Source organism: Pasteurella testudinis DSM 23072 (assembly GCF_900176075.1).
Classification (GTDB): Bacteria; Pseudomonadota; Gammaproteobacteria; order Enterobacterales; family Pasteurellaceae; genus Chelonobacter; species Chelonobacter testudinis.
This window is the reverse complement of sequence record NZ_FWWV01000001.1, coordinates 242,073-263,980: the sequence shown is the minus strand read 5'-3', so window position 1 is coordinate 263,980 and position 21,908 is coordinate 242,073. Positions and strand designations below refer to the sequence as shown.

Sequence of the window (21,908 nt, the reverse complement as noted above, 5' to 3'; positions counted from 1 at the left end):
GTCTTTGACCGCACTTTGAACCTCTGTCCACATCATCAAAGTGCGGTGCAAACTGCCATTATTCGCTAATTAAGCCTTTTGCTTTGGCTTCTTTATCCCATTGAGGTACAAGGGTTTTCAAGAATTCATCTTTCGCTTTTTTCTCTTTTTCGTAGTCAATTCCCATGACCGCCTGCGCTTTTGCTTTGGTCGAAATATCAGGAATGGCAATCGGTTGGTTGACATTGTGCGCACTCAGGACACGAGCCAGTTTCACCCGCGCATCACCGGCTTTATCCAAGCCCGTGCCTAACACGCGCAACATCACATCCGGCGCATGCATGTAACCGCCATGGCTGGCTGCCGCATAGTCCCAACGCCATTGCGCATGACGGATATCTTGCAGTGCCGCTTTCATTTCATCTTCGTTTGCGCCGGCGTCCCACGCTGCTTTGGCTTCAAAGTGTGCTTTCACCAGTTGATCTTCCAAACGGATCATCACGTCCTTGACTTCATGTTTGCGTGAAGTCACGATCTCACGCAATTTTTCTTTGCTTTGATCATGGCAATTGGCGCAGGTGCTTTCAAAGGCATCGAACGGATTGCCGATTTTGTGATCGGTGAACACTTTGCCGTCGGCGGTTTGTACTTTCGGCATATGGCAGTCGATACAGGTCACCCCGTTTTTGCCGTGCATACCGGCAGACCAGATTTCAAAATCCGGATGCTGCGCTTTCAACATCGGCGCTTTGGAAAGCGAGTGAATCCAGTCATGAAAACCGATTTCGTCATAATATTCTTCGATTTTATCAACTGACGTTCCTTTATCCCATGGGAACGTCACCGCCTTGGTATCACCGGCAAAGTAATATTCCACATGGCAGTTGGCGCAGACCGCCGCACGTTGATCGGTTTTATCCAAATTGGCAAACGGCTCGCCGATTTTATCCAGCGCACGCAACACATGCGGACGCGCGATTCTTAACGCCGGTTTGCCTGCGGCAAAATCCGCCGAAGTCGTGTCGTGACAGTCGGCGCAACCGATAGAATTGACCACTTCAGCCCCACCTTTCGCCCATTTGCCGCTGAAATAGCCGTCTTCACCCCATTCCGCAATCAAACGCGGCACATCCGGGCCTTTACAAGTCCAGCACGCCATCGGTTGCGGCCCGTCGTCAGGACCGGTCGGCGCGCCGGTACGCAAAATTTCACGCACGTCTTTAATCGCATAAAAGTGTCCGCGCGGTTTGTTGTAATCGTGAGAAAAAAGGTAACCGCCCCAAAGTACGACCAAGCGAGGATCTTCTTCCAATGCGGAAACCAGTTCATCGGATTCCGAGGTCGCCGACCAAGTATTGAATTGCAGCGGATATTTCTCAGCAAACTGCTGATTGTTAGACTGGATAACCACTTTTGGATTTGCTTCTGTTTTTTGTTCCTCTGCTACCGCACTTTGTGCCGCCAACCAGCCGCCGCCAATTAATGCAACCATGCCGAATAGCGAGGTTAATTTTTGTTTTGCAATATTCACGATAATTTCCTCCGTAGAGACTTTCCCACAAGAATTCGATTTGAAATGCCATACCAATGGCTTAATGACGTGATAACATTTCAGTAATCATTTAAAGTTCTTCGAGAGTAAATTAGCAAATACCCTTGTTTTTTGCATAGATATATTCGCGATACTTGTTCTTGATCAAATTTCCCCGATAAAATACCTCTAAATGAGTACCTCCAAAGTATAAAAAAACCGCACTTTTGTTGCGCATTGCAACCCAAGTGCGGTTAATTATTATCAGTATGATCAATAAGTAACGGTTATTTCACTTCCATGCCTTGTGCCTGTAAATCAGCATGGTAAGAAGAGCGGACGAACGGACCGCAGGCGGCATGTTCAAACCCCATACCCTCGGCTTTCTCACGCATCATATCAAACTCGCTTGGCGGCACATAGCGTGCCACGGGCAAGTGATGACGGCTTGGCTGCAAATACTGCCCCAAAGTCAGCATGGTCACACCGTTGCTGCGTAAATCTTGCATCACCTCGAGAATTTCTTCGTTTGTTTCGCCTAAACCCACCATTAAACCTGATTTGGTCGGAATATGCGGGAACATCAGCTTGAAATCATGCAGTAATTTTAATGACCATTGATAATCGGCGCCCGGGCGTATTTCACGATATAAACGCGGCACGTTCTCTAAATTGTGGTTAAACACATCCGGCGGATTGTCTTTTAATTTATCCAATGCTTGTTCGATTCTGCCGCGAAAATCCGGCACTAAAATTTCAATCTTGATATTCGGGTTGAGCTTGCGAATTTCGCGCACGCAGTCGGCAAAATGTCCTGCACCGCGATCCGGCAAATCATCGCGATCGACGGAGGTGATCACCACATAACGCAATTTCATATCTTGAATGGTTTCAGCCAGTTTTTTCGGCTCATCCGGATCGGGCGGCAGCGGTTTGCCGTGCGCCACATCGCAGAACGGGCAACGGCGGGTACAGATCGCCCCTAAAATCATAAAGGTTGCCGTACCGTGGTTAAAGCATTCGTGCAAATTCGGACAACTTGCTTCTTCACATACCGAATGCAAGCCATGGCGACGCATTCCATTTTTGATGCTGTCAATTTTAGCCGAACTTGCCGGTAATTTAATCTTCATCCATGCCGGTTTCGGCAATAATTCTTGATCAGGATTGATATTTCTAACCGGAATAATTGAGGTTTTGGCGGCGTCACGGTATTTCACACCGCGTTCCATTTTAAAAGGTTTACCCATTGCTACACTCGATTTGTTATCCATTTTCAGTTTCAGTCTGAGGCTGGAGCTTGTCTGTTTGGCCGTCCAAATAGCTGATCTGGCGGTAGTCCATTACGTTAATAAAATGTTGCAGTAATTGTGGGGCAACCTGCTCGCAAAGTAAAGTCTGATCAGCGATTAATTCGCTCAATTGACACATTTCCAAGCCGGCATAACCGCACGGATTAATATAATTGAACGGCGTCAAATCCATGTTGATGTTCAGCGCCAAGCCGTGAAACGAACAGCCGCGCCGAATGCGCAACCCTAACGAGCAGATTTTACGCCCGTCAACATACACGCCCGGCGCATCGGCTTTCGGATAAGCCTTGATGCCGTAATCCGCTAACGTCGCCACGACGCAATTTTCCAGTGCCGAAACCAAATCCCTGACACTGAAATCGTTTCCGCTCTGCGCTTTTTTACGCTTAATATCGAGCAGCACATACATCACTTGCTGCCCCGGCGCATGATAGGTAATCTGTCCGCCGCGATCCGACTGCACCACCGGAATCGACGAACGCTGCAACAAATGCTCCGCCTTGCCCGCTTGCCCTTGGGTAAACACCGCCGGATGCTGCACCAGCCAGATTTCATCTAAAGTGCGGTCACTGCGGCTGTCGGTAAACTGCTGCATTTGCTGCCAGACCGTTTCGTAAGGTTGAACGCCCAATTGGCGCACGACTAACTGCGTTGCAAGCTGTTGCATTTTTCTTCCCTCTTTGACCGCACTTTTGGCTTGTTATCGGTTTACAGTACCATTTTGACGATATCAATTTCCGCCAACTCTTTATATAAGGTTTCGATCTGCTCGATATTGTCGGCGCGCACCATAATGGAAACGGAGTGATAATTGCCCTTGCTGCTCGGTTTAATGGTCGGGGCGTAGTCGCCGGGAATGTGTTTTTGCACCACTGCCAACACTTTGTCTTGCAATTCCGGATGCGCCAAGCCCATCACTTTGTAGGGAAAATCGCACGGGAATTCCAGCAGTTCGTGTAATTTCGTTTTTTCCATTTTATTTCCTTATCTCTCTTTGTTATTTCAATGAATTAATTAAAAATCCCTGCCTGGCAGGGATTTTTTGATAGTTTATATTTAATGGTTTATAGATGGGACTCATCACGCCGATTTCAAGGCTTAACTAAACAGGCTTTTCACAGTCAAGATAATCCAGTCGATAATCTTGCCGAAGAAGCCGGCTTCTTCAACCGGTTCTAATACTTGCAGATTAATTTTCGCCACGTCCTTTCCGTCCAACTGATAGATCACCTGTCCGACCACATCGCCTTTTTGCAACGGTGCTTCCAGATATTTTTGCGTCAATTCGTAACGGGCTTTCAGATCGGCTTGTTTGCCTTTCGGAACAGTGATATAGCCGTCCTCAATCACGCCTAATTTGGCTTTATTCTCTTTTCCGTAATAAATCGTTTGTTCAGAAACCACAGTGCCGGCATTTAACGGTTTTAAGGTCTCGAAATTATTAAAACCCCACTGCAACAGTTTTTTGGTTTCGACTTCACGCCCTTTAATCGTCGGTACGCCCATCACCACCGTCACGAAACGGGTATTTCCGTCCACCGCAGAAGACACCAGATTATAACCGGCTTGATCGGTATGGCCGGTTTTCACCCCATCGACTTTTAAGGTTTTATCCCATAACAAGCCGTTGCGGTTCTGCTGTTTGATCTTGTTAAAGGTAAACTCTTTTTGTGAATGAATCGCATACTCTTCCGGCAAATCACGGATCATGTGCGATGCCATAATCGCCATATCTCTGGCTGAAGAATATTGGTTTTCCGCGTCCAAGCCGTGCACCGTAGCAAAACGGGTATTTTGCAAGCCGAACTTCTGCACATATTGGTTCATGATATTGATAAAGTTTTGCTCGGTACCGGCAATATGTTCGGCAATGGCAACGCAGGCATCGTTGCCGGAGGCAATGATAATACCGTGATTCAAATCACTGACGCTCACTTGTTGATTGACGTTCAAAAACATTTTTGAAGAACCCGGGAAATTTCTGCCCCAAGCGTTTTCGCTGACGGTCACCATATCGTCATTGCGAATCTTACCTTGCTTAATTGCATCACCGACCACATAGCTGGTCATGATTTTAGTCAGGCTGGCCGGCGCTTGGCGCTGATCCGGATCTTTGGCTGCCAATACCGCTCCGGTATGATAGTCCATCAAAATATAAGTTTGCGCATTTAACTGCGGCGCCGCCACATTAAACTCAATAGTCGCTTCGTTTGCGGCAAAAGCCGATGCCGCGGTCAGCAGCGCCGTTGCCAGCAGGGTTGTTTTCAATTTACGTCCATAAAACATAGTAAAGCCGATCCTTTAATTATTGGGCATGATAAGAATATAAAATGTTGTCATGTTGACCGTTTTGCACCAATTCCGTTTTTAATTGGTTCACTTTTTCCCGCGAATCAAGCGGGCCGAATTTCACTTTGAAGTTTTTGCCTTCTTTAATGATTTCGCTGTTGACATTCTTCATCGACAATTGTGCAATCAACGCTTTGGCTTTGTCATCGCTGTCCAGATTAACGCTTTGTAACTCGTAAGCCAGATTATCCGGCTCATTTTTCAAGGTTACCGGTTTATGTCCGCTACTTGCCGTAACCAAATCGGTGCTGTTCCCAACAACCGTACCGGTTGTTGGGGTTGCATTTGGCTTGGCTTTGGCGATTTGCACTTCTGGTTTCGCATTTTCATTGGCTTTTGGCAATGGCAAACTTTTATTTTTCGCCAGTTGAGTCAATTTCTCACCGCCCGGGCCGCTGATGTTACCGTTCTTATCAACGTGCACCACTTCCATTTTGACCTGTGCCGTACCTTTATTCAACATGCCTAACTCCTTGGCTGCGGCTTTGGACAAGTCAATTTTACGATCGCCGACAAACGGACCGCGATCATTAATGCGCACCACCACCTGCCGTCCGTTTTTAACATTGGTCACCAAAACATACGACGGGATCGGCAGACGTTTGTGTGCGGCGGTCATCAAATTTTCATTATAAATTTCTCCGCTTGCGGTTTTACGTCCGTTAAATTTGCCGCCATAGTAGCTTGCCGTTCCGGTCATCGAATATTCTTTTGCGTTTTCCCGATTGATGGTTTTATACGTTTTTCCTTTCACCGTATAAGTCTGGCTTTTGGCTGCTTGGGTTGTCGTTTTTAATTGCTTGGGACCGCTCACACCAAACAAATTTTGAGTTGAAGTTGCGGCCTGTACGTTCATTGTTACAGCAAACATCATTAAACAGCCATAAATGGTTGATTTTAAAAATGTCATAAAAAAATTCCTATTTTGACGTTAGTGTCTGTTTATCTAAAATGCGTCAGGCGGCGTTTGTGGCTGTAAATTGACATAATCAAGCCGAAACCGGCCATCAAGGTCACAAACGACGTTCCGCCATAACTCACTAGCGGCAAGGGAACACCGACTACCGGTAAAATTCCGCTCACCATTCCGATATTAACGAAAATATATACAAAAAAGATTAAGGTGATTGCACCTGCTAAAATTCTGCCCGACGCGGTTTGCGCCTTAGCGGCAATTATCAATCCTCGAATGATAATAAACATATAAATAGCCAACAGCGCCAACACGCCTGCCATTCCGTGCTCTTCACTCAGAACCGAAAAAATAAAATCGGTATGCGGCTCCGGTAAAAATTCCAATTGCGATTGCGTACCTTGCATCCAGCCCTTGCCGAACAAGCCGCCGGAACCGATAGCGATTTTGGATTGGATAATATGATACCCTGCCCCTAACGGATCCGATTCCGGATCAAGCAACGTCATCACGCGCGTCCGCTGGTAGTCGTGCATCAGAAAATACCACATCACCGGAATAAATCCCGCCAGTCCGACCACCGCAACCGCAATCAGCCGCCAACTCATACCGGCTAAGAATACAACAAATATGCCGGAGGCGCTAACTAAAATCGACGTTCCCAAATCGGGCTGGATCGCAACCAGCACTGTCGGCACAAAAATCATCACCAAAGCAATCAAGGTGTTAGCCAATGTCGGCGGTAATTTTTGCCGCCCCAAATAGGTTGCCACCATCAATGGCACCGACAATTTGGCAATCTCTGACGGCTGGAAACGAAACAGTCCCAAATCCAGCCAACGTTGCGCTCCTTTACTGGTCGTACCGATTAAATCGACCAGCACCAACATCAAGACAGCAATAATATATAAATAAGGCGCGATTTTTTCATAAAAACGCAAGGGCAATTGCGCCATCACCAGCATCACGGCAAATCCCAATGAAATTTGAATGATACGGCTACGAAACATGGTTTCACTACCGCCGGAAGCACTATACAACACCACCAAACCATAACCGCTAATCGTCAGTAAGCCGAGCAACAGTAAAAAATCCAAGTGGAAACGCTGCCAAAGCGTACCGAAAAAATGTTTTTCTTCACTCATGGCATACTCTCGCTATCCGTTGCAACCGCACTTTGCTGCAAATTCCCCATTTTCAATAAATAATGATCCATAATCGAGCGTGCCAATGGCGCCGCCTGACTGGAACCGCCACCGGCATTTTCCAGAAACACCGACAGTGCGATAGTCGGGTTATTATACGGTGCATAGGAAATAAACCAGGCATGATCATGCAAATGCGCTGCCAAACTGGAGGCATCATACTTTTGATTTTCTTTCAAGCCGAATACCTGCGCCGTACCGGATTTGCCCGCCGCCAAATAAGACATATTGGCAAACGCTTTTTTAGCCGTGCCGCTACTGCCGTACAACACACTGTACATGCCGGTTTTAGCGGCATTCCAATAGGCTTGCGGTACGCCGCTAATATCTTCATACAGTTTCGGATCACGATAGGGTTCAATTTCATTGCCGATAATTTCCTGCATAAAGTGCGGTGTATATACTTTGCCGTTATTGATCAACACACTCAATGCTTTGGTTACCTGTAACGGCGTTGCCGTCCAATATCCCTGCCCGATTCCGACCGGAATGGTATCACCAATCACCCATGGTTTTTTATAGCGTTGCTGCTTCCATTCGCGCGTCGGCATCACCCCGCTGGTTTCCTCTCGGATATCAATCCCCGTCGGCATACCGAAACCGAAGCGTTTCATCCATTCGGAAAAACGGTTGATCCCCATATCGTAAATCAATTGGTAAAAATAGGTATCCGCCGATTCCATAATCGCCTTGTTTAAATTCAACCGCCCGTGTCCGCTTCTTAACCAATCGCGATAACGGCGCTCAGTGCCCGGCAAAACCCAATAGCCCGGATCGTAAATCGTGCTGTTGGTCGTGATAATCCCGTCCTGCAACGCCGCCACCGCAATAAACGGTTTCACCGTCGATGCCGGTGGAAAAGCGCCTTGCGTCGTGCGGCTGTACAGTGGGCGATCGGGATCATTTAACAAGCTGTTATAATTGGCGGACGAGATGCCACCGACAAACAGATTGTTGTCATAACTCGGACTGGACACCATCGCCAACACGCTGTTATCGCGCGGATCAAGCACCACCACCGCACCGCGCCGCCCTTCCAGTTGCTGACGGACATAGCGTTGCAATTCCAGATCGATTGTCAGCTTGATACTCTTGCCCGACACCGCCGGCTGCTGGCGCAAAGTGCGGATCACCTTGCCACGGTTGTTGACTTCCACTTCTTCAAAACCGACTTCACCGTGCAATTGATCCTCATAATAACGCTCAATGCCCAGCTTGCCGATATCATGCGTTCCGGCGTAATTCGCCAATTTTTCTTCGTCTTTTAAGCGTTCGACATCTTTATCGTTAATTTTTGCCACATAGCCCAAAATATGGGTTAAATCGTCACCATAAGGATAATGCCGTTTAAAATACGGTCTGATTTCCAAGCTGGGAAACTGGTGCTGATCCACCGAAAAACGGGCAATCTGTTCTTCGGTCAAATCGGCTTTCAACAAGATCGGCGTATAACGTGAATTCCTGCGCCGCTCTTTGGTAAACGCATCAATATCGTCATCGGTCAAACCGACAACCCGACGCAATTCATCATAAGTCTGCTGCAGATTCTCGGTTTTTTCCGGCACAATATATAAGCCAAAAAAGGTGAGATTCTCCGCCAACACTTTGTTATTACGATCATAAATCAAACCGCGTGTCGGGGCGACCGGCAACAGTTTAATCCGGTTGCCGTTAGAGCGGGTTTGATAATTCTCATAATCTTTCACTTGCAGATGATAAATATTCAGCAACAACAGCGAAAGCAAGATTAAAACGCCGATAAACGCCACCAGCACCCGCCGTAAAAACAGGTTCTGCTCCGCTTTATTGTCCCGAATAATCTCTTTTACCATCTTTAATTAACTGTTTTATTTGCGCTTTTCATATTTGGCTTAATATTTATACCCGAAAAATGTAAAGTGCGGTTTTCAATTCAGTTCCAAATAACCGTTCTGCCCGCTATTCACGGTGATAGGGGTGGTTCGTCGTCAGACTCCAAGCGCGATAAAGGCTTTCTGCCACCACCACCCGCACCAGCGGATGCGGCAACGTCAGAGGTGACAATGACCAGCTGCGCTCCGCCGCCCGTTTGCATTGCGGCGATAACCCTTCCGGACCGCCAATCAATAAACAGACGTCCCGCCCGTCATTTTTCCAACTTTCCAATTGCGCAGCCAATTGCGGCGTTGTCCAAGGTTTGCCCGGAATATCCAGCGTGACGATCAGGCTGTTTTTGCCGCAAGCCGCCAACATCTGCTCGCCTTCCTTTTCCAAAATCCGTTTAATATCGGCATTTTTACCACGTTTGCCGGCGGCAATTTCCACCAATTCAAACGGCATATCCTTCGGGAAGCGACGCTGATACTCTTCAAAACCCGTTGTCACCCAGGCCGGCATTTTCGTGCCGACCACAATCAGCTGGATTTTCATGCTATCCGCTTAACCCCAAAGTTTTTCCAATTGGTACAAATCGCGACTCTCTTGCTGCATCACATGCACAATCACCTGTCCAAAATCCACCACCACCCAATCGGCGGTTTCAACCCCTTCCGAGCCGAAAGATTCGATCCCTTGCTGCTTGCAGCTTTCTGCCAGATTTTGTGCAATCGAACCGACATGACGGCTCGATGTACCGGTACAAATCACCATATTATCGGTAATCCCGTTATTGCCGCGCACATCAAAAATAGAAATATCCGTTGCTTTTAAATCATCGAGAATCTCAATGACTGCTTTGACTAATGAATTTTGCAAAAGTTTCCTCATAAAATAATTGTTGAATTGTCGTCAAAATAATAAAACCGCAGATTCTAGCACAATTGTTCGAAACGCCAAATGCCAAGGCCTGCTTATCCTTGAATGTGGTGAGATAAACAGACCTTGTTTGTATAGATTATAAGCGACCGATCTTAAGCAATACTTAATTAACGGCCTCGCGGTTTTCTGCTATTGTTGTTGCGCTTTTGGTTCGGACGGCCACTGGTCGGGCTGCCGCTACGCCGTAAACGCAACGGTTTCGGCAAATCTTGCAACAACGCCTCTGCGTCATACTGACTGACCGGAATACTGTGATCGATATATTCCTCAATCGCCGGTAAATTCATGGCGTAGGCCTCACAGGCAAAGCTGACCGACTTGCCGCTTTCCCCTGCACGTCCGGTGCGCCCGATACGATGTACATAATCTTCGCAGTCGTCCGGCAAATCATAGTTAAAGACATGCGTCACCGCCGGAATATGTAAGCCGCGTGCCGCCACATCGGTTGCCACCAGAATATCCAATTCGCCTTGGGTGAATTTTTCCAACAACGCCAAGCGTTTTTTCTGCGCCACATCGCCGGTCAACAAACCGACCCGATGGCCGTCCGCTGCCAAATGTCCCCAAATATTCTCACACTGGTGCTTGGTATTGGCAAAAATAATGCAGCGTTCCGGCCACTCTTCTTCCAACAAGGTTTGCAATAAGCGCATTTTGTCCTGATTGGAAGGATAAAACAGCTCTTCGGTGATGCGGTGTCCGGTCTTTTGCAGCGGTTCCACTTCGACATATTCGGCATTGTTCATATCTTCAAACGCCAATTCACGCACGCGGAAAGAGAGCGTTGCGGAAAACAGCAGCGTCAGGCGTTGTTGCACCGACGGGCATTTGCGCATCAAATAACGGATATCGCGGATAAAACCCAAATCAAACATGCGATCCGCTTCGTCCAGCACCACCACCTGAATTTTATCCAGATTGATAATGCCTTGTTTCACATAATCGATCACCCGTCCGGTCGTGCCGATTAAAATATCCACGCCGTTTTCAATCGCTTTCAACTGCTTATCATAGCCGTCGCCGCCGTAAGCCAGTGCAGTTTTCAAACCGGTACGGATCGCCAACTTCTCCGCATCATTATCAATTTGCACCGCCAGTTCGCGGGTCGGCGCCAAAATCAAGGCGCGCGGCTGATTATGCTGCAACCGCACTTCACTATTTTCTTGGCTCAATAATTGGTGAAAGGTGGCAATCAAAAACGCCATCGTTTTACCGGTGCCGGTTTGCGCCTGCCCTGCCACATCACGTCCGGCCAGAGTCAAAGGCAAAGTCAGCGCCTGAATCGGGGTGCAATATTCAAAACCGCTATCGTTCAGGGCGCTCAACACCTGCGGATTCAACGCAAAATCACTGAAACGAACCTGGCTTAAATGTTTATTTGTGTGCATATTCTCTATCTGTCTCTTCGCTATATAATTTGCTATACAATTTACTATATAAAAAAAATAAACGCCCTTTAATCAGGCGACTGTTAATTAAAATCGTTCAAGGATAACACGAACTAACGGGCTACGCTTGCATAAATCCAAAAAAACAGCGGCGAATTTTCGGCTTTAACCGCACTTTGCCCCCGAATCGCCATAAAAAACAAATTCTGACTGGACAGCGCCCCATTTTAGTGGTAATTTTATCGCCACTCAACAAATCTGAGTCATACTTTTCAAACTGTAGCAAACTCACTTATTCCATTAATCTAATCTTATTAATCTAACTTAATTCTTCATTATGAATCTTACAGAACTCAAAAACACCCCGATCTCCGAGCTTGTGCGCATTGGGGAAGAGCAAATGGGACTGGAAAACCTAGCCCGCTTACGCAAGCAAGATATTATTTTTTCTATTTTAAAACAGCATTCCAAGAGCGGTGAAGATATCTTCGGCGAAGGCGTGCTGGAAATTTTGCAAGACGGTTTCGGTTTTCTGCGTTCTGCCGACAGCTCCTATTTGGCCGGTCCGGACGATATCTATGTTTCCCCCAGCCAAATCCGTCGTTTCAACTTGCGCACCGGCGACATGATTGAAGGCAAAATCAGACCGCCGAAAGAGGGCGAACGTTATTTTGCATTATTAAAAATCAAAGAAGTCAATGCCGACCGCCCTGAAATCTCGCGTAATAAAATTCTGTTTGAAAACTTGACCCCGTTGCATGCCAATTCGCGTATGCGCATGGAACGCGGCAACGGCTCGACCGAAGATTTGACTGCACGGGTACTGGATTTGGCCGCCCCGATCGGTAAAGGACAACGCGGCTTAATCGTTGCGCCGCCGAAAGCCGGTAAAACCATGCTCCTGCAAAATATTGCGCAAAGCATCACCCATAACTATCCTGAATGTATCTTAATGGTGTTGCTGATCGACGAACGTCCGGAAGAAGTGACGGAGATGCAGCGTTTGGTGAAAGGCGAAGTGGTAGCGTCCACCTTCGATGAACCCGCCGCCCGTCACGTGCAAGTCGCGGAAATGGTGATCGAAAAAGCCAAACGTTTGGTCGAACATAAAAAAGACGTGGTGATCCTATTGGACTCTATCACCCGTTTGGCGCGTGCTTACAATACCGTAACGCCGGCGTCGGGCAAAGTGTTGTCAGGTGGGGTTGATGCCAACGCCCTGCACCGTCCGAAGCGTTTCTTCGGCGCGGCGCGTAACGTGGAAGAAGGTGGCAGCCTGACCATTATCGCGACCGCACTTGTGGATACCGGTTCCAAAATGGACGAAGTGATCTACGAGGAATTTAAAGGAACGGGTAATATGGAATTACATCTGTCACGCAAAATTGCCGAAAAACGTGTCTTCCCGGCAATCGACTTCAACCGCTCCGGTACACGTAAAGAAGAGCTGCTCACCACCGCTGACGAGCTGCAAAAAATGTGGATCCTGCGTAAAATCGTTCACCCAATGGGCGAAATCGAAGCAATGGAGTTCCTTATCGATAAACTTTCAATGGCAAAAACCAATGAAGAGTTTTTTGAGATTATGAAACGCTCATAACCTATTGATAAATAAAAGAGTACCCGCACTTGCGGGTATTTTTTTGCCTATATTTTTGCCTATAGCGCAAGCTCGCGTCCTTTCCGTTACGGTAAATATCCTGTTTAAACAGAGTAAGCCTATGTAATTCAATTGATTATTTGAGATCTACATCACATATTTTAATCTATTGATTTATCAGATAAATGCAATATCTATATAATCAAACCGCTACTTTTTATCTCTCTGTTATCACCTTAAGTTATTATATGCTTAGGTAATCTTATTTAGTTTTTTCTGTATCTTTATCGAAGAATGATATTTTACGAAAATTCTATTGCGAACCACGACCAATCTGTATATCTTGCACCAAATTTTAATAACTTAGAGTTACTATTTCACATGATTACTGTAATTAATAGTAACTATTCCATTATCAAACGAGCTATTTTGCATGACATTACGTTTTAACCGCCTATGCTATTGCGCAGCGCTATCGCTATTCGCTGCGCCCTATACCGCTGTTGCCGACGTTGCAATACAACACGAACAAAATTTGCGTGACAGCGAAAGGGAAATAAACCGGCAAATCGAACAAAACCGCTATCAACAACTGGTGGAAAGTGCTGCTGACCGCACTTCCGAGCAACAGAAGCACGAACAAGAACACAGCGAGACGCTCTCGTCCGCCTGTCTACCGGTTAACGGCTTGCAGCTGTCCGGAGTTCACTTGTTGGATCAAACGGCGTTAGCCGATTTGACACCGATTCCGCAAGATTGTATCAGCGATGAAAATGTCAACCGCCTGATACGCGAACTGACACAGCGCTATCTGGATCGCGGCTATATTACCGCCCGCATTGTCTTTGCACCATTAGACGAAAACCGCACTTTACGTCTGCATGCCGTCGAAGGGGTGGTGGAAAACATTGAAATCGACGAAAACACCTCTGTCGGCACCGTGCGCAACATCTTTCCGGCACTATCGGGCAAGCCGTTGAATATTCGCGATTTAGATCAAGGTTTGGATCAGCTCAACCGTTTGCAATCCAATCGAATTGCGGTCGATATTCTGCCCGGCACACAGTATGGCGGTTCGATTATCCGCCTGAAAAATCGCGCGACCGCACTTTCACCTTATCGTTTTTATACCTCAGTCGACAACTACGGCAGAAAAAACAGCGGCCGGATTATCGGACGGATCGGGCTGTCAGTGGATAATCTCAGCGGCTACAACGATTTTCTATCGTTGCACCACAGCCAAAATTTGGATAACCGTTCGCAAGGCTACAGCCGCAGCTACAGCGGACTCTATTTTATTCCTTACGGCTACTGGACTTTCAGCGCCTTTGCCGCCCGTTCCGATACCGCCGTCAGCTTGCCGGTGTCAAATGCCAAATACTACGGTTCAAGCCGTCAGCTGGGCGTGCGTGCCGATCGGGTGCTGTCGCGGGATCAGGTAAAAATCAATACGCTCAGTGTCGGCTTCAGCCATAAACAGAGCAGCAATCATCTGCTCGGTTATCGTAATCCTGATCAAAACTTACGCCTGAGCGTGTTTGATCTCAGCTTTGATCAATTGCGGATTCTGCAAAACGGTACGTTTTCATTCAATATCGGTATGCAGCGAGGTGTCGGGTTGTTCGGCGCCAGTCATGCAAACGCACAAATGATTACCGAACCGCACTTTCACAAATTCAGTTTGAGCGCCAACCGCCAATATACCGTGCTGGAAAATACACTGCAAATTCGACATCACTTTACCGCCCAACTTTCCAAAGATCGCTTACCTTCGATGGAAACCTTTGATTTAACCGATAAAAGTGCGGTGCGCGGTTTTGATCGACTCAATTTAAGCAGCGACAGCGGTTGGTATCTGCACAATACCGTTTCTTATCCGACAAGCTATAAAGCAGTCAATATTACGCCGTTTATCGGACTTGACGCAGGACGAATTTTCAACCGTAACGCGCCGAATGCGTGGCAAAGTGCGGTTGGTACGAGCTTTGGGATCAGCTTGGCTTATAAACAGCTGAGCGGATCTCTTTCTTTTGATCGAGGGTGGTTTTTATCTTCGCCCGAACGTCAAAATGAAAGCCAATTATTAGGCAAATTTGTAATCACGTTTTAATTTATAAATATTTCAACAAAAGATAGCGGGATAAGCGAAAGTGTACACCGCTACAACGAATAATATAGAGGAGATTTCTGAATGAAATCATTTAAATTGTCATTTCACGGCAAGCTGAGCTGTACTTTGAGCATTGCCTTACTGACCGGTGCAGGTGCTGCCGTTGCGAACACCAATACCCAAATCAATGCCCAAATCATCGCCGGCGGACAACACGCCCCGACGGTTTCTGCCGCCGCCAACGGCGCTGCGGTGATTAATATCGTCAAGCCCAACGAGCAGGGATTGTCGCACAACACCTACGATCAATATAATGTCAATCAAGCCGGTGCGGTGCTGAATAACGCCGACAAAAACGGCACTTCGCAACTGGCCGGTCAACTGCAAGCCAACGCCAACGTGAAAGATCAGGCGGCGAAAGTGATTCTGAACGAAGTCGTCAGCCGCAATCCGTCGCTGTTGCTCGGACAGCAGGAAGTGTTCGGTATGGCTGCCGATTATGTGTTGGCAAACCCGAACGGCATCACTTGCGACGGCTGCGGATTTATCAATGTGCCGCGCGCTTCGATGGTGGTCGGCACGGCCGAATTGGAAAACGGTAACATCAAAACCCTTAACAGCAGCGGCAACAAAAACAGCCTGACGATTCAAGGCAAAGGGGTTTCCGGCAGTGAAGTGCTGGATTTGGTTGCCCCGACCATCAACGCTTCGGCAAGCATTAAGGCGACAAAAGAGATCACTGCGGTCAGCGGCAATAGCCGAGTTGATTATCAAAGCAAAAAAGTCACCAACGGCAATAGCCGTCAAAGCGGCTTGGACGGCTACTATCTAGGCGGTATGCAAGCCGGACGGATCAACGTGGTCAGCACCGGACAAGGAAACGGCGTCAACTTAAGCGGTGAGATAAAAACTCACGATACACAAGGACTGGACGTGAAAGCGCAAGGCGTGATCACACTGGTTTCGGCAAAAGTGCAAGGTAACATCAAAACCAACGGTAAAGAAGTGGTTCTAACCGGTAAAGTCAGCGACAGCAGTGAACATCAACAGTTGGACGGCAACTATTCCGCCTACAACGGCGCCAGCAAAAAATATATCAAAACCGATAACCAGCAATGGGATCAAACCGAAATTCACGGCGACACCATTCATTTGAACGCCACCGAAAAAGTGACGGCAAAAGCAGCTAAACTGCGCGGCAAAGATATTCAGCTGAACTCGCAAAACGTTGAATTGAATACGCAAAAACTGACCGCCAGAAAAGAGCACGTTGATCACAACTGGTATTACTCTTGGGAACACAATCAAACCCGAATCACAACCGACGAACGCCAAATCGGTAATGATTTTCGTGGTGAAAACGTAAAAATCAACGCTACGCAAGGCGATGTGAAAATCACCGGCAGTGCGGTACACGCCGACAATAACCTGTCCGTCAGTGCCGATCGCGGCAAAGTGTCGGTCAAAGGCGCGGGACAAAAATCCTACAGTGTCGATGTCGGTAATAAACGCAACCACACCGCCAATTTGGAAACCGGCAGCTGGAATCAGGTGGAAGAGAGCGAAACTCTGAAAAAATCATGGCTGACTGCCAATAGCAATATGGGAATTGCCGCCAAAGACGGCGTTGTCGTCAGCGGTTCCGATGTATGGGCAGACGGTGACATGCTAGTGAACGCTTCCGAGGGTAAAGTCGCCATCAACACTCAGCAAATCAGCAACAATAAAGTCACGCGCAACAATCAAACCTACTGGGGCGGCATCGGCGGCGGACACGACACCGACAACAATCGCAGCGATAAATTGCAAATGGCTGCAGATTTGCGTGCCAAAGGCGTGATCGTACTGAACGGCGCACAAGGGGTCAACGTGCAAGGCAGTAAAGTGAAAGCGCAAAAAGGCGGCTATGCCCAATCAACCGCCGGCAGCGTAACGGTGGATAACGCCACCAATTTCACCCATGAAATTATCGATCAGCGTAACGGTACGATTTTCAACATCACCAAAGACTCCGTTACCAGCGACGAACAGCATGAAAGTGCGCAAAGTGCCGAGCTGCGTTCCGAAGCGAAATTTAATGTGATTGCCCAGCAAAATATCAATGTAATCGGCAGTATCATTAAAGTGGCGGATCAACTGAATCTGAAAAGCGTCGGTAATATCAATATCGAAGGGGCGAAACAGGCGTTAAACAAAGATAGCACCACCACTGAACTAAAAGGCGTTGCCTATGCCAAAGCGGACGGTGATAAACAGTATCGTGCCGGAGTGGGCATTGAAATGGGCAGCAATCAGGAAAAACGCCAGGAAACCACCCATTTAGGCAGCTTGGTACAAGGCGGATCATTGAATATCACAACCGAGAGTGATGTCAACGTGAAAGGTTCGACCCTGAAAACCGATCATGGCAATGCGGAAATTAATGCGCAAAATATCCGTCTGACCGCACAACAAGATCAGAAAAACGTGCAGAGCGACAGCCGTAAAAGCAACATCGGTGTTTATGTCGGCGGCGGTATCGATCGTGTTACCGTCGGGCTGGAAAGCGGTTTCAACAAAACCGTTGCCGATAAAACCACAGAAAACGCGCAAACCTCCGCTTCGGAAATTGCCGGCAATTTAACCCTGAATGCAAAAAACACCCTGCAATATGAGGGCGGTAAACATCAGGTCAGCGGCAAACTGACAGAAAACGCGGAAAACATTGTGCGTGAAGTTGCGCGTAACAATGAAAAAGAGAACACTGAAACCATTAATCTGAATACAGAAATAGGAGCTGGTGCGGATATCAGCGGCATCACCCGTCCGCTGGAAAAAGCGGTCAACGGTTTGGCGAACGGCGATCCGGTCGGATCATTCAGTTCCGTCAGCTCAGTCGGTGCACCGAATGCCAATGCCACACTAAAATTGAGCGGCGGTAAAAAAACCGAAAACAGCGCAAACAGTAACGCACTTGGTACGCAAATCCAAGCCGGTAGCGTGAATTCTGCCGCCAACAGCGTGCGTGATGTGGCAACCCGCTACAACACTACTGAGGACGGCGTAACCATTAGTACGCAAAACTACGCCAATCTTGCCGCAGCGGATACCAGTACCGTCAAAACCATTGAAGACAAAGGCGAAGGCAGTGTCGGCGTATCCACCACCACCGGTCTGGACATCAGCGTTTCTGTCAAAGGCAAAGGCGGCCACAGCGAAAGCACCGTTGCCAGCTCTAATGCGGTCAGCGGTGGTTTCAACACCGTCGGCGATATTAAAATCAATGCAAAAGACGGCATTGTTCTGGAAGGCAACGAACTGAAATCGCAACAAGGTTCGTTGGTTCTGAGTTCAGAAGGCGATGTCCGTCTGCTGCAAGCCAACAATATCAAACAGAGCGAAAAGAGCGGTTTCAACTTGGATTTAAGCGCTTCCGGCGGCACCAGTCCGAGCAGTAAATCCGGTTCCGGCGGCATCGGCGGCGGCGCTAATAACGCAAACGCACAAACCATCACGGCTAAAGCCGGCGAGATTGCAGTGCAACACATCAACCTCAGTGGTAAAAACGTGCTGCTGCAGGGGGTAAACGGAACAGCGAAAACGGTTAAAGTCGATGCGCGTGAAAGTGCGGTCGTCAAAGCCCAACAAGGCTCGTCTTCCGAGAAAGGGCTTGACTGGTCACTGAATGTCGGCGCAGGCGGCAATTCTAGCGGCAGCGGCGACAAAGCCAGCAACGGCGGTTCATTTAAATTAGGCGTGAACGTTAAAAATACCGATCAAGCCGATATTAATTACACCGCGACCACTTTGAAAGCCGATAAGGTCGAAATCACTGCCGCAGGCGACAGCAATACCGCGATACACATTGCCGGCGGCAACATTCAAAGCGGTAATGTCGATCTGAAAGCGACCAACGGCGGTATTTTGCTGGAATCACTGCAAAATGCGGAACACAAAAATAACTGGGGCTTCAATGTCGGCGGCAATGCCAGCATCAAAAAAGCGGCAAATGAAGAAAAAACCACCCAAGACGGCAGCGGCACGCTAAGCGTCAAGGTCGATAAGCAAGAAAAAGAAACGCAAGTGGTCAGCCGTATCGACGCACAAAACGTTCGCTTTGACACCGCCGACGATTTAGCACTGCTTGGCGCAACCGTAAAAGGGGATAACGTCACCGCCAACGTCGGCAACAATTTAACCGTTGAAAGCCGTACCGATAAAGAAAAAGCATTTGCACTTGATTTGGGCTTGAACCTGACCAATTCACAGAACGGCGGTGCGCTGACCGGCTTGATGAAAGCAGTTCCGTCCAGCAAAAAAACCGATGAAGTGAAAGGTAAAATCACGACGGCGGTGAATAATGCGGCGGAATCCGCCGGCTTTGCCGAACACAACCCGTTGACCGGAAAAACCTTAAAACCATCCACGTTTAATGTGTCGGGCAAGATCGTTTCACAAGATGAAGTCACCACCGTTGCCGGTATCCAAAGCGGCAATGTGGCTCTGAATGTGACCAACCATACGCAGTTAAACGGCGCTTCCATCACCTCAACCGACAGCCGTCCGGCTATCAACACCGGCTCAATCGGGGTAAAAGATATTGCCAGCCACAACCATCAATATCAAGGTGAACTGACGCTCTCCAACAACATTCCGGTGCTGATTCAAGAAGCGGTCAAGGATCTGAAAGACGGTAAATTCCCGTTAATCAACGGCAGTGTGAAAAAAGAAAGTACGACCATAATTTCGGAAATCGATCAGGTAACTAAACGCTAACGGTAAGTTTGCGGAAACAAACACCCCCCTTTCCACCACGGACAGGGGGTTTTATTTTATGCGGTTTATCAAAACAAAATTGCAGCAAATCAAGCAAATAAAATCGGCACGACCAATACGGTTGCAATCATGACAATCAGTGTAAACGGCACGCCGATTTTAAGGAAATCCGAGAATTTGTAACCGCCCGGCCCTAGCACCATGGTGTTGACCGGCGAGGAAACCGGCGTCATAAAGGCGGCAGATGCAGCCACCGCGATAGTAATCACAAACGGCAATGCCGATGTTTGTAATTCTGCGGCCAGCGCTACCCCAATCGGAGTCATTAAAATGGCAGTGGCGGTATTGGAAATAAACAATCCGATTACAGCACACAAAATAAACAAACTAGCCAGCACCGCGTGAATACCCCACTCCCCGACCAATTCAATCAGACCATCGACGGCAAGAGCAATCCCGCCGGTTTTATTTAACGCAATCGCAAACGGCATCATACCGACAATCAAAATCAAGCTCGGCCAATGCACCGAATTATAGGCGCTGCGCGCATCAATACAGCGGAATTTAGCCAACATCAGACAAGCTATCAAAGCGGCAATAACATTCGGTACCAATCCCGTCACCATCAAGAGCACCATCGTCACCACCGACAAAATCGCATGCGGCGCCTGTGTAATTGCCGGTGCTACCTGATCAATCTCACTTGGGTAATTCAACATGAAGAAATCTTGATTACTGCTGCGTAATTCACGAATCTGTTTCCAATCACCAATCACCAAGTATTGATCCCCGATAGTAATCACTACATTAGCCAAATCTTCAGTGATCAACTTATTGCCACGTTTTACCCCACCGATAATTAGGCCGTATTTATGCTGGAATTTAATTTCGCGTACCGTTTTCCCCAAATTGGTACTTTCCGGAATCGGCGAAATTTCGGCCATGCCGACCGATTTAGCTTTCTCACTATAATAATTACCGCGCACTTCAATCGGTTTCAAACCATATTCTTGGCAAAACGCTTGCCAATCCAGTTCGCTATTGGCAATGTCCAGCAACAAAATGTCCTTTTCGCGCACATCGGTCAGCGCCGAAGCCGTGACCACAATCCGGCGAATACGACGCCAACGCTCAACGGCAACCACCAAAATCCGGTATTGCGAATGTAAATGCAATTCATCTAAGGTTTTACCGATTAATGATGAGCCTGCCATCACCAATGCCTGTTTGGAGCGATCCTGAATTTGATAACTTTCAATCAGGTCATTCATAGAAGTGCGGTTGTAGTTGCTTTTTTCCTTGCTTTCACTGCCGCTGTCCAGAAAACGGCGGGCAAACAGCATATAACCGATGCCTAGCACCAATACCATTAAACCTATCGGCGTAAAAGTGAAAAAACCGAGTGCCGGCTCCCCAGCCCGCACCAACTCGGCATTGGCGATCAAGTTGGGCGGTGTGGCAATCAGCGTTGTCATGCCGCTGGTTAAACCGGCGACACTCAACGGCATCATCAACCGTTTCGGCGAAATATTCATTTGGGCGCAAATTGCCAGCACCACCGGAATAAAGATTGCGACAATGCCGGTGGAACTCATAAATGCCCCCAAACCGGCCACCGCACTCATCAACAGCACTAAAATTTTCACTTCGTTGTTATCTGCGGCTTTGATCAACCATTCGCTGACTTGATATGCCACGCCGGTACGCAGCAAACCTTCACCGACAATAAATAGTAACGCAATCAGGATAATATTCGGATCGCTGAAACCGGCCAAAATTTCAGGAACGGATAAAATACCACTCAGGCTGAAAGCAATCATGACTAACAGCGCCACCACATCCATTCTGACTTTGTTAGTGATAAACAGCCAAACGGCAACGACCAAAAAGGCTAACACCAAAAATAGTTGCGGGCTAATTGACAAATAGTGTTCCACAGGCACTTTTCCATTCCATATTAGAGTGATCT

At 47.7% G+C, this 21,908-nt stretch carries 15 protein-coding genes; 3 read left to right on the top strand and 12 right to left on the bottom strand.

Going from position 1 to position 21,908, the window contains the following annotated elements; genetic code table 11:
• Window positions 1–58: 58 nt before the first annotated feature.
• The 11 genes from nrfA to rhlB all read right to left on the bottom strand — a co-directional run bounded on the left by nrfA (window position 59) and on the right by rhlB (window position 11,474).
• Window positions 59–1,471, bottom strand: coding sequence for an ammonia-forming nitrite reductase cytochrome c552 subunit (nrfA, locus tag B8880_RS01155; RefSeq protein ID WP_084255666.1), 1,413 nt, complete (start codon window positions 1,469–1,471; stop codon window positions 59–61).
• Window positions 1,472–1,797: 326 nt separating this feature from the next.
• Window positions 1,798–2,760, bottom strand: a complete 963-nt coding sequence (gene lipA / locus B8880_RS01150) for a lipoyl synthase (RefSeq protein ID WP_084255665.1) — start codon at window positions 2,758–2,760, stop codon at window positions 1,798–1,800.
• Window positions 2,761–2,776: 16 nt separating this feature from the next.
• On the bottom strand, window positions 2,777–3,490 hold the full coding sequence (gene lipB / locus B8880_RS01145) for a lipoyl(octanoyl) transferase LipB (protein ID WP_084255479.1): 714 nt from the start codon (window positions 3,488–3,490) through the stop codon (window positions 2,777–2,779).
• 41 nt (window positions 3,491–3,531) lie between these two features.
• Window positions 3,532–3,798 (bottom strand): DUF493 family protein YbeD, encoded by a 267-nt coding sequence (gene ybeD / locus B8880_RS01140; RefSeq protein WP_084255477.1) that lies wholly within the window; start codon window positions 3,796–3,798, stop codon window positions 3,532–3,534.
• 123 nt (window positions 3,799–3,921) lie between these two features.
• Window positions 3,922–5,109, bottom strand: coding sequence for a D-alanyl-D-alanine carboxypeptidase family protein (locus B8880_RS01135; protein WP_084255476.1), 1,188 nt, complete (start codon window positions 5,107–5,109; stop codon window positions 3,922–3,924).
• Between the two features lie 19 nt (window positions 5,110–5,128).
• Window positions 5,129–6,082, bottom strand: a complete 954-nt coding sequence (locus tag B8880_RS01130; RefSeq protein ID WP_084255474.1) for a septal ring lytic transglycosylase RlpA family protein — start codon at window positions 6,080–6,082, stop codon at window positions 5,129–5,131.
• Window positions 6,083–6,114: 32 nt separating this feature from the next.
• On the bottom strand, window positions 6,115–7,230 hold the full coding sequence (rodA, locus tag B8880_RS01125) for a rod shape-determining protein RodA (RefSeq protein ID WP_084255472.1): 1,116 nt from the start codon (window positions 7,228–7,230) through the stop codon (window positions 6,115–6,117).
• Window positions 7,227–9,122 carry a penicillin-binding protein 2 gene (gene mrdA / locus B8880_RS01120; protein ID WP_084255470.1) on the bottom strand — a complete coding sequence of 632 codons (1,896 nt, stop codon included), beginning with the start codon at window positions 9,120–9,122 and terminating at the stop codon, window positions 7,227–7,229. Before mrdA ends, rodA begins: the two co-directional genes overlap by 4 nt.
• 106 nt (window positions 9,123–9,228) lie before the next feature.
• Complete coding sequence (rlmH, locus tag B8880_RS01115; RefSeq protein ID WP_084255468.1) at window positions 9,229–9,699, bottom strand: 23S rRNA (pseudouridine(1915)-N(3))-methyltransferase RlmH; 471 nt, start codon at window positions 9,697–9,699, stop codon at window positions 9,229–9,231.
• A gap of 9 nt (window positions 9,700–9,708) precedes the next feature.
• On the bottom strand, window positions 9,709–10,035 hold the full coding sequence (rsfS, locus tag B8880_RS01110; protein ID WP_084255466.1) for a ribosome silencing factor: 327 nt from the start codon (window positions 10,033–10,035) through the stop codon (window positions 9,709–9,711).
• Between the two features lie 158 nt (window positions 10,036–10,193).
• Window positions 10,194–11,474: an ATP-dependent RNA helicase RhlB gene (gene rhlB, locus B8880_RS01105; RefSeq protein WP_084255464.1), complete on the bottom strand. Its 1,281-nt coding sequence runs from the start codon at window positions 11,472–11,474 to the stop codon at window positions 10,194–10,196.
• A gap of 337 nt (window positions 11,475–11,811) precedes the next feature.
• Here rhlB and rho point away from each other — a divergent pair, with 337 nt between their 5' ends.
• From rho to B8880_RS01090, 3 genes are all read left to right on the top strand, one after another.
• Entirely contained in the window at window positions 11,812–13,074 is a 1,263-nt protein-coding gene (gene rho, locus B8880_RS01100) for a transcription termination factor Rho (RefSeq protein ID WP_084255462.1), read from the top strand.
• A gap of 433 nt (window positions 13,075–13,507) precedes the next feature.
• Window positions 13,508–15,184, top strand: a complete 1,677-nt coding sequence (locus tag B8880_RS01095) for a ShlB/FhaC/HecB family hemolysin secretion/activation protein (RefSeq protein WP_084255461.1) — start codon at window positions 13,508–13,510, stop codon at window positions 15,182–15,184.
• 81 nt (window positions 15,185–15,265) lie between these two features.
• Complete coding sequence (locus B8880_RS01090) at window positions 15,266–19,939, top strand: hemagglutinin repeat-containing protein (protein ID WP_084255459.1); 4,674 nt, start codon at window positions 15,266–15,268, stop codon at window positions 19,937–19,939.
• Between the two features lie 89 nt (window positions 19,940–20,028).
• Here the strand turns inward: B8880_RS01090 and B8880_RS01085 are convergent, their stop codons facing one another.
• The gene (locus B8880_RS01085; protein ID WP_115306426.1) at window positions 20,029–21,876 is read right to left on the bottom strand and encodes an SLC13 family permease; all 1,848 of its coding nucleotides are present in this window, start codon (window positions 21,874–21,876) and stop codon (window positions 20,029–20,031) included.
• Window positions 21,877–21,908: the final 32 nt, after the last annotated feature.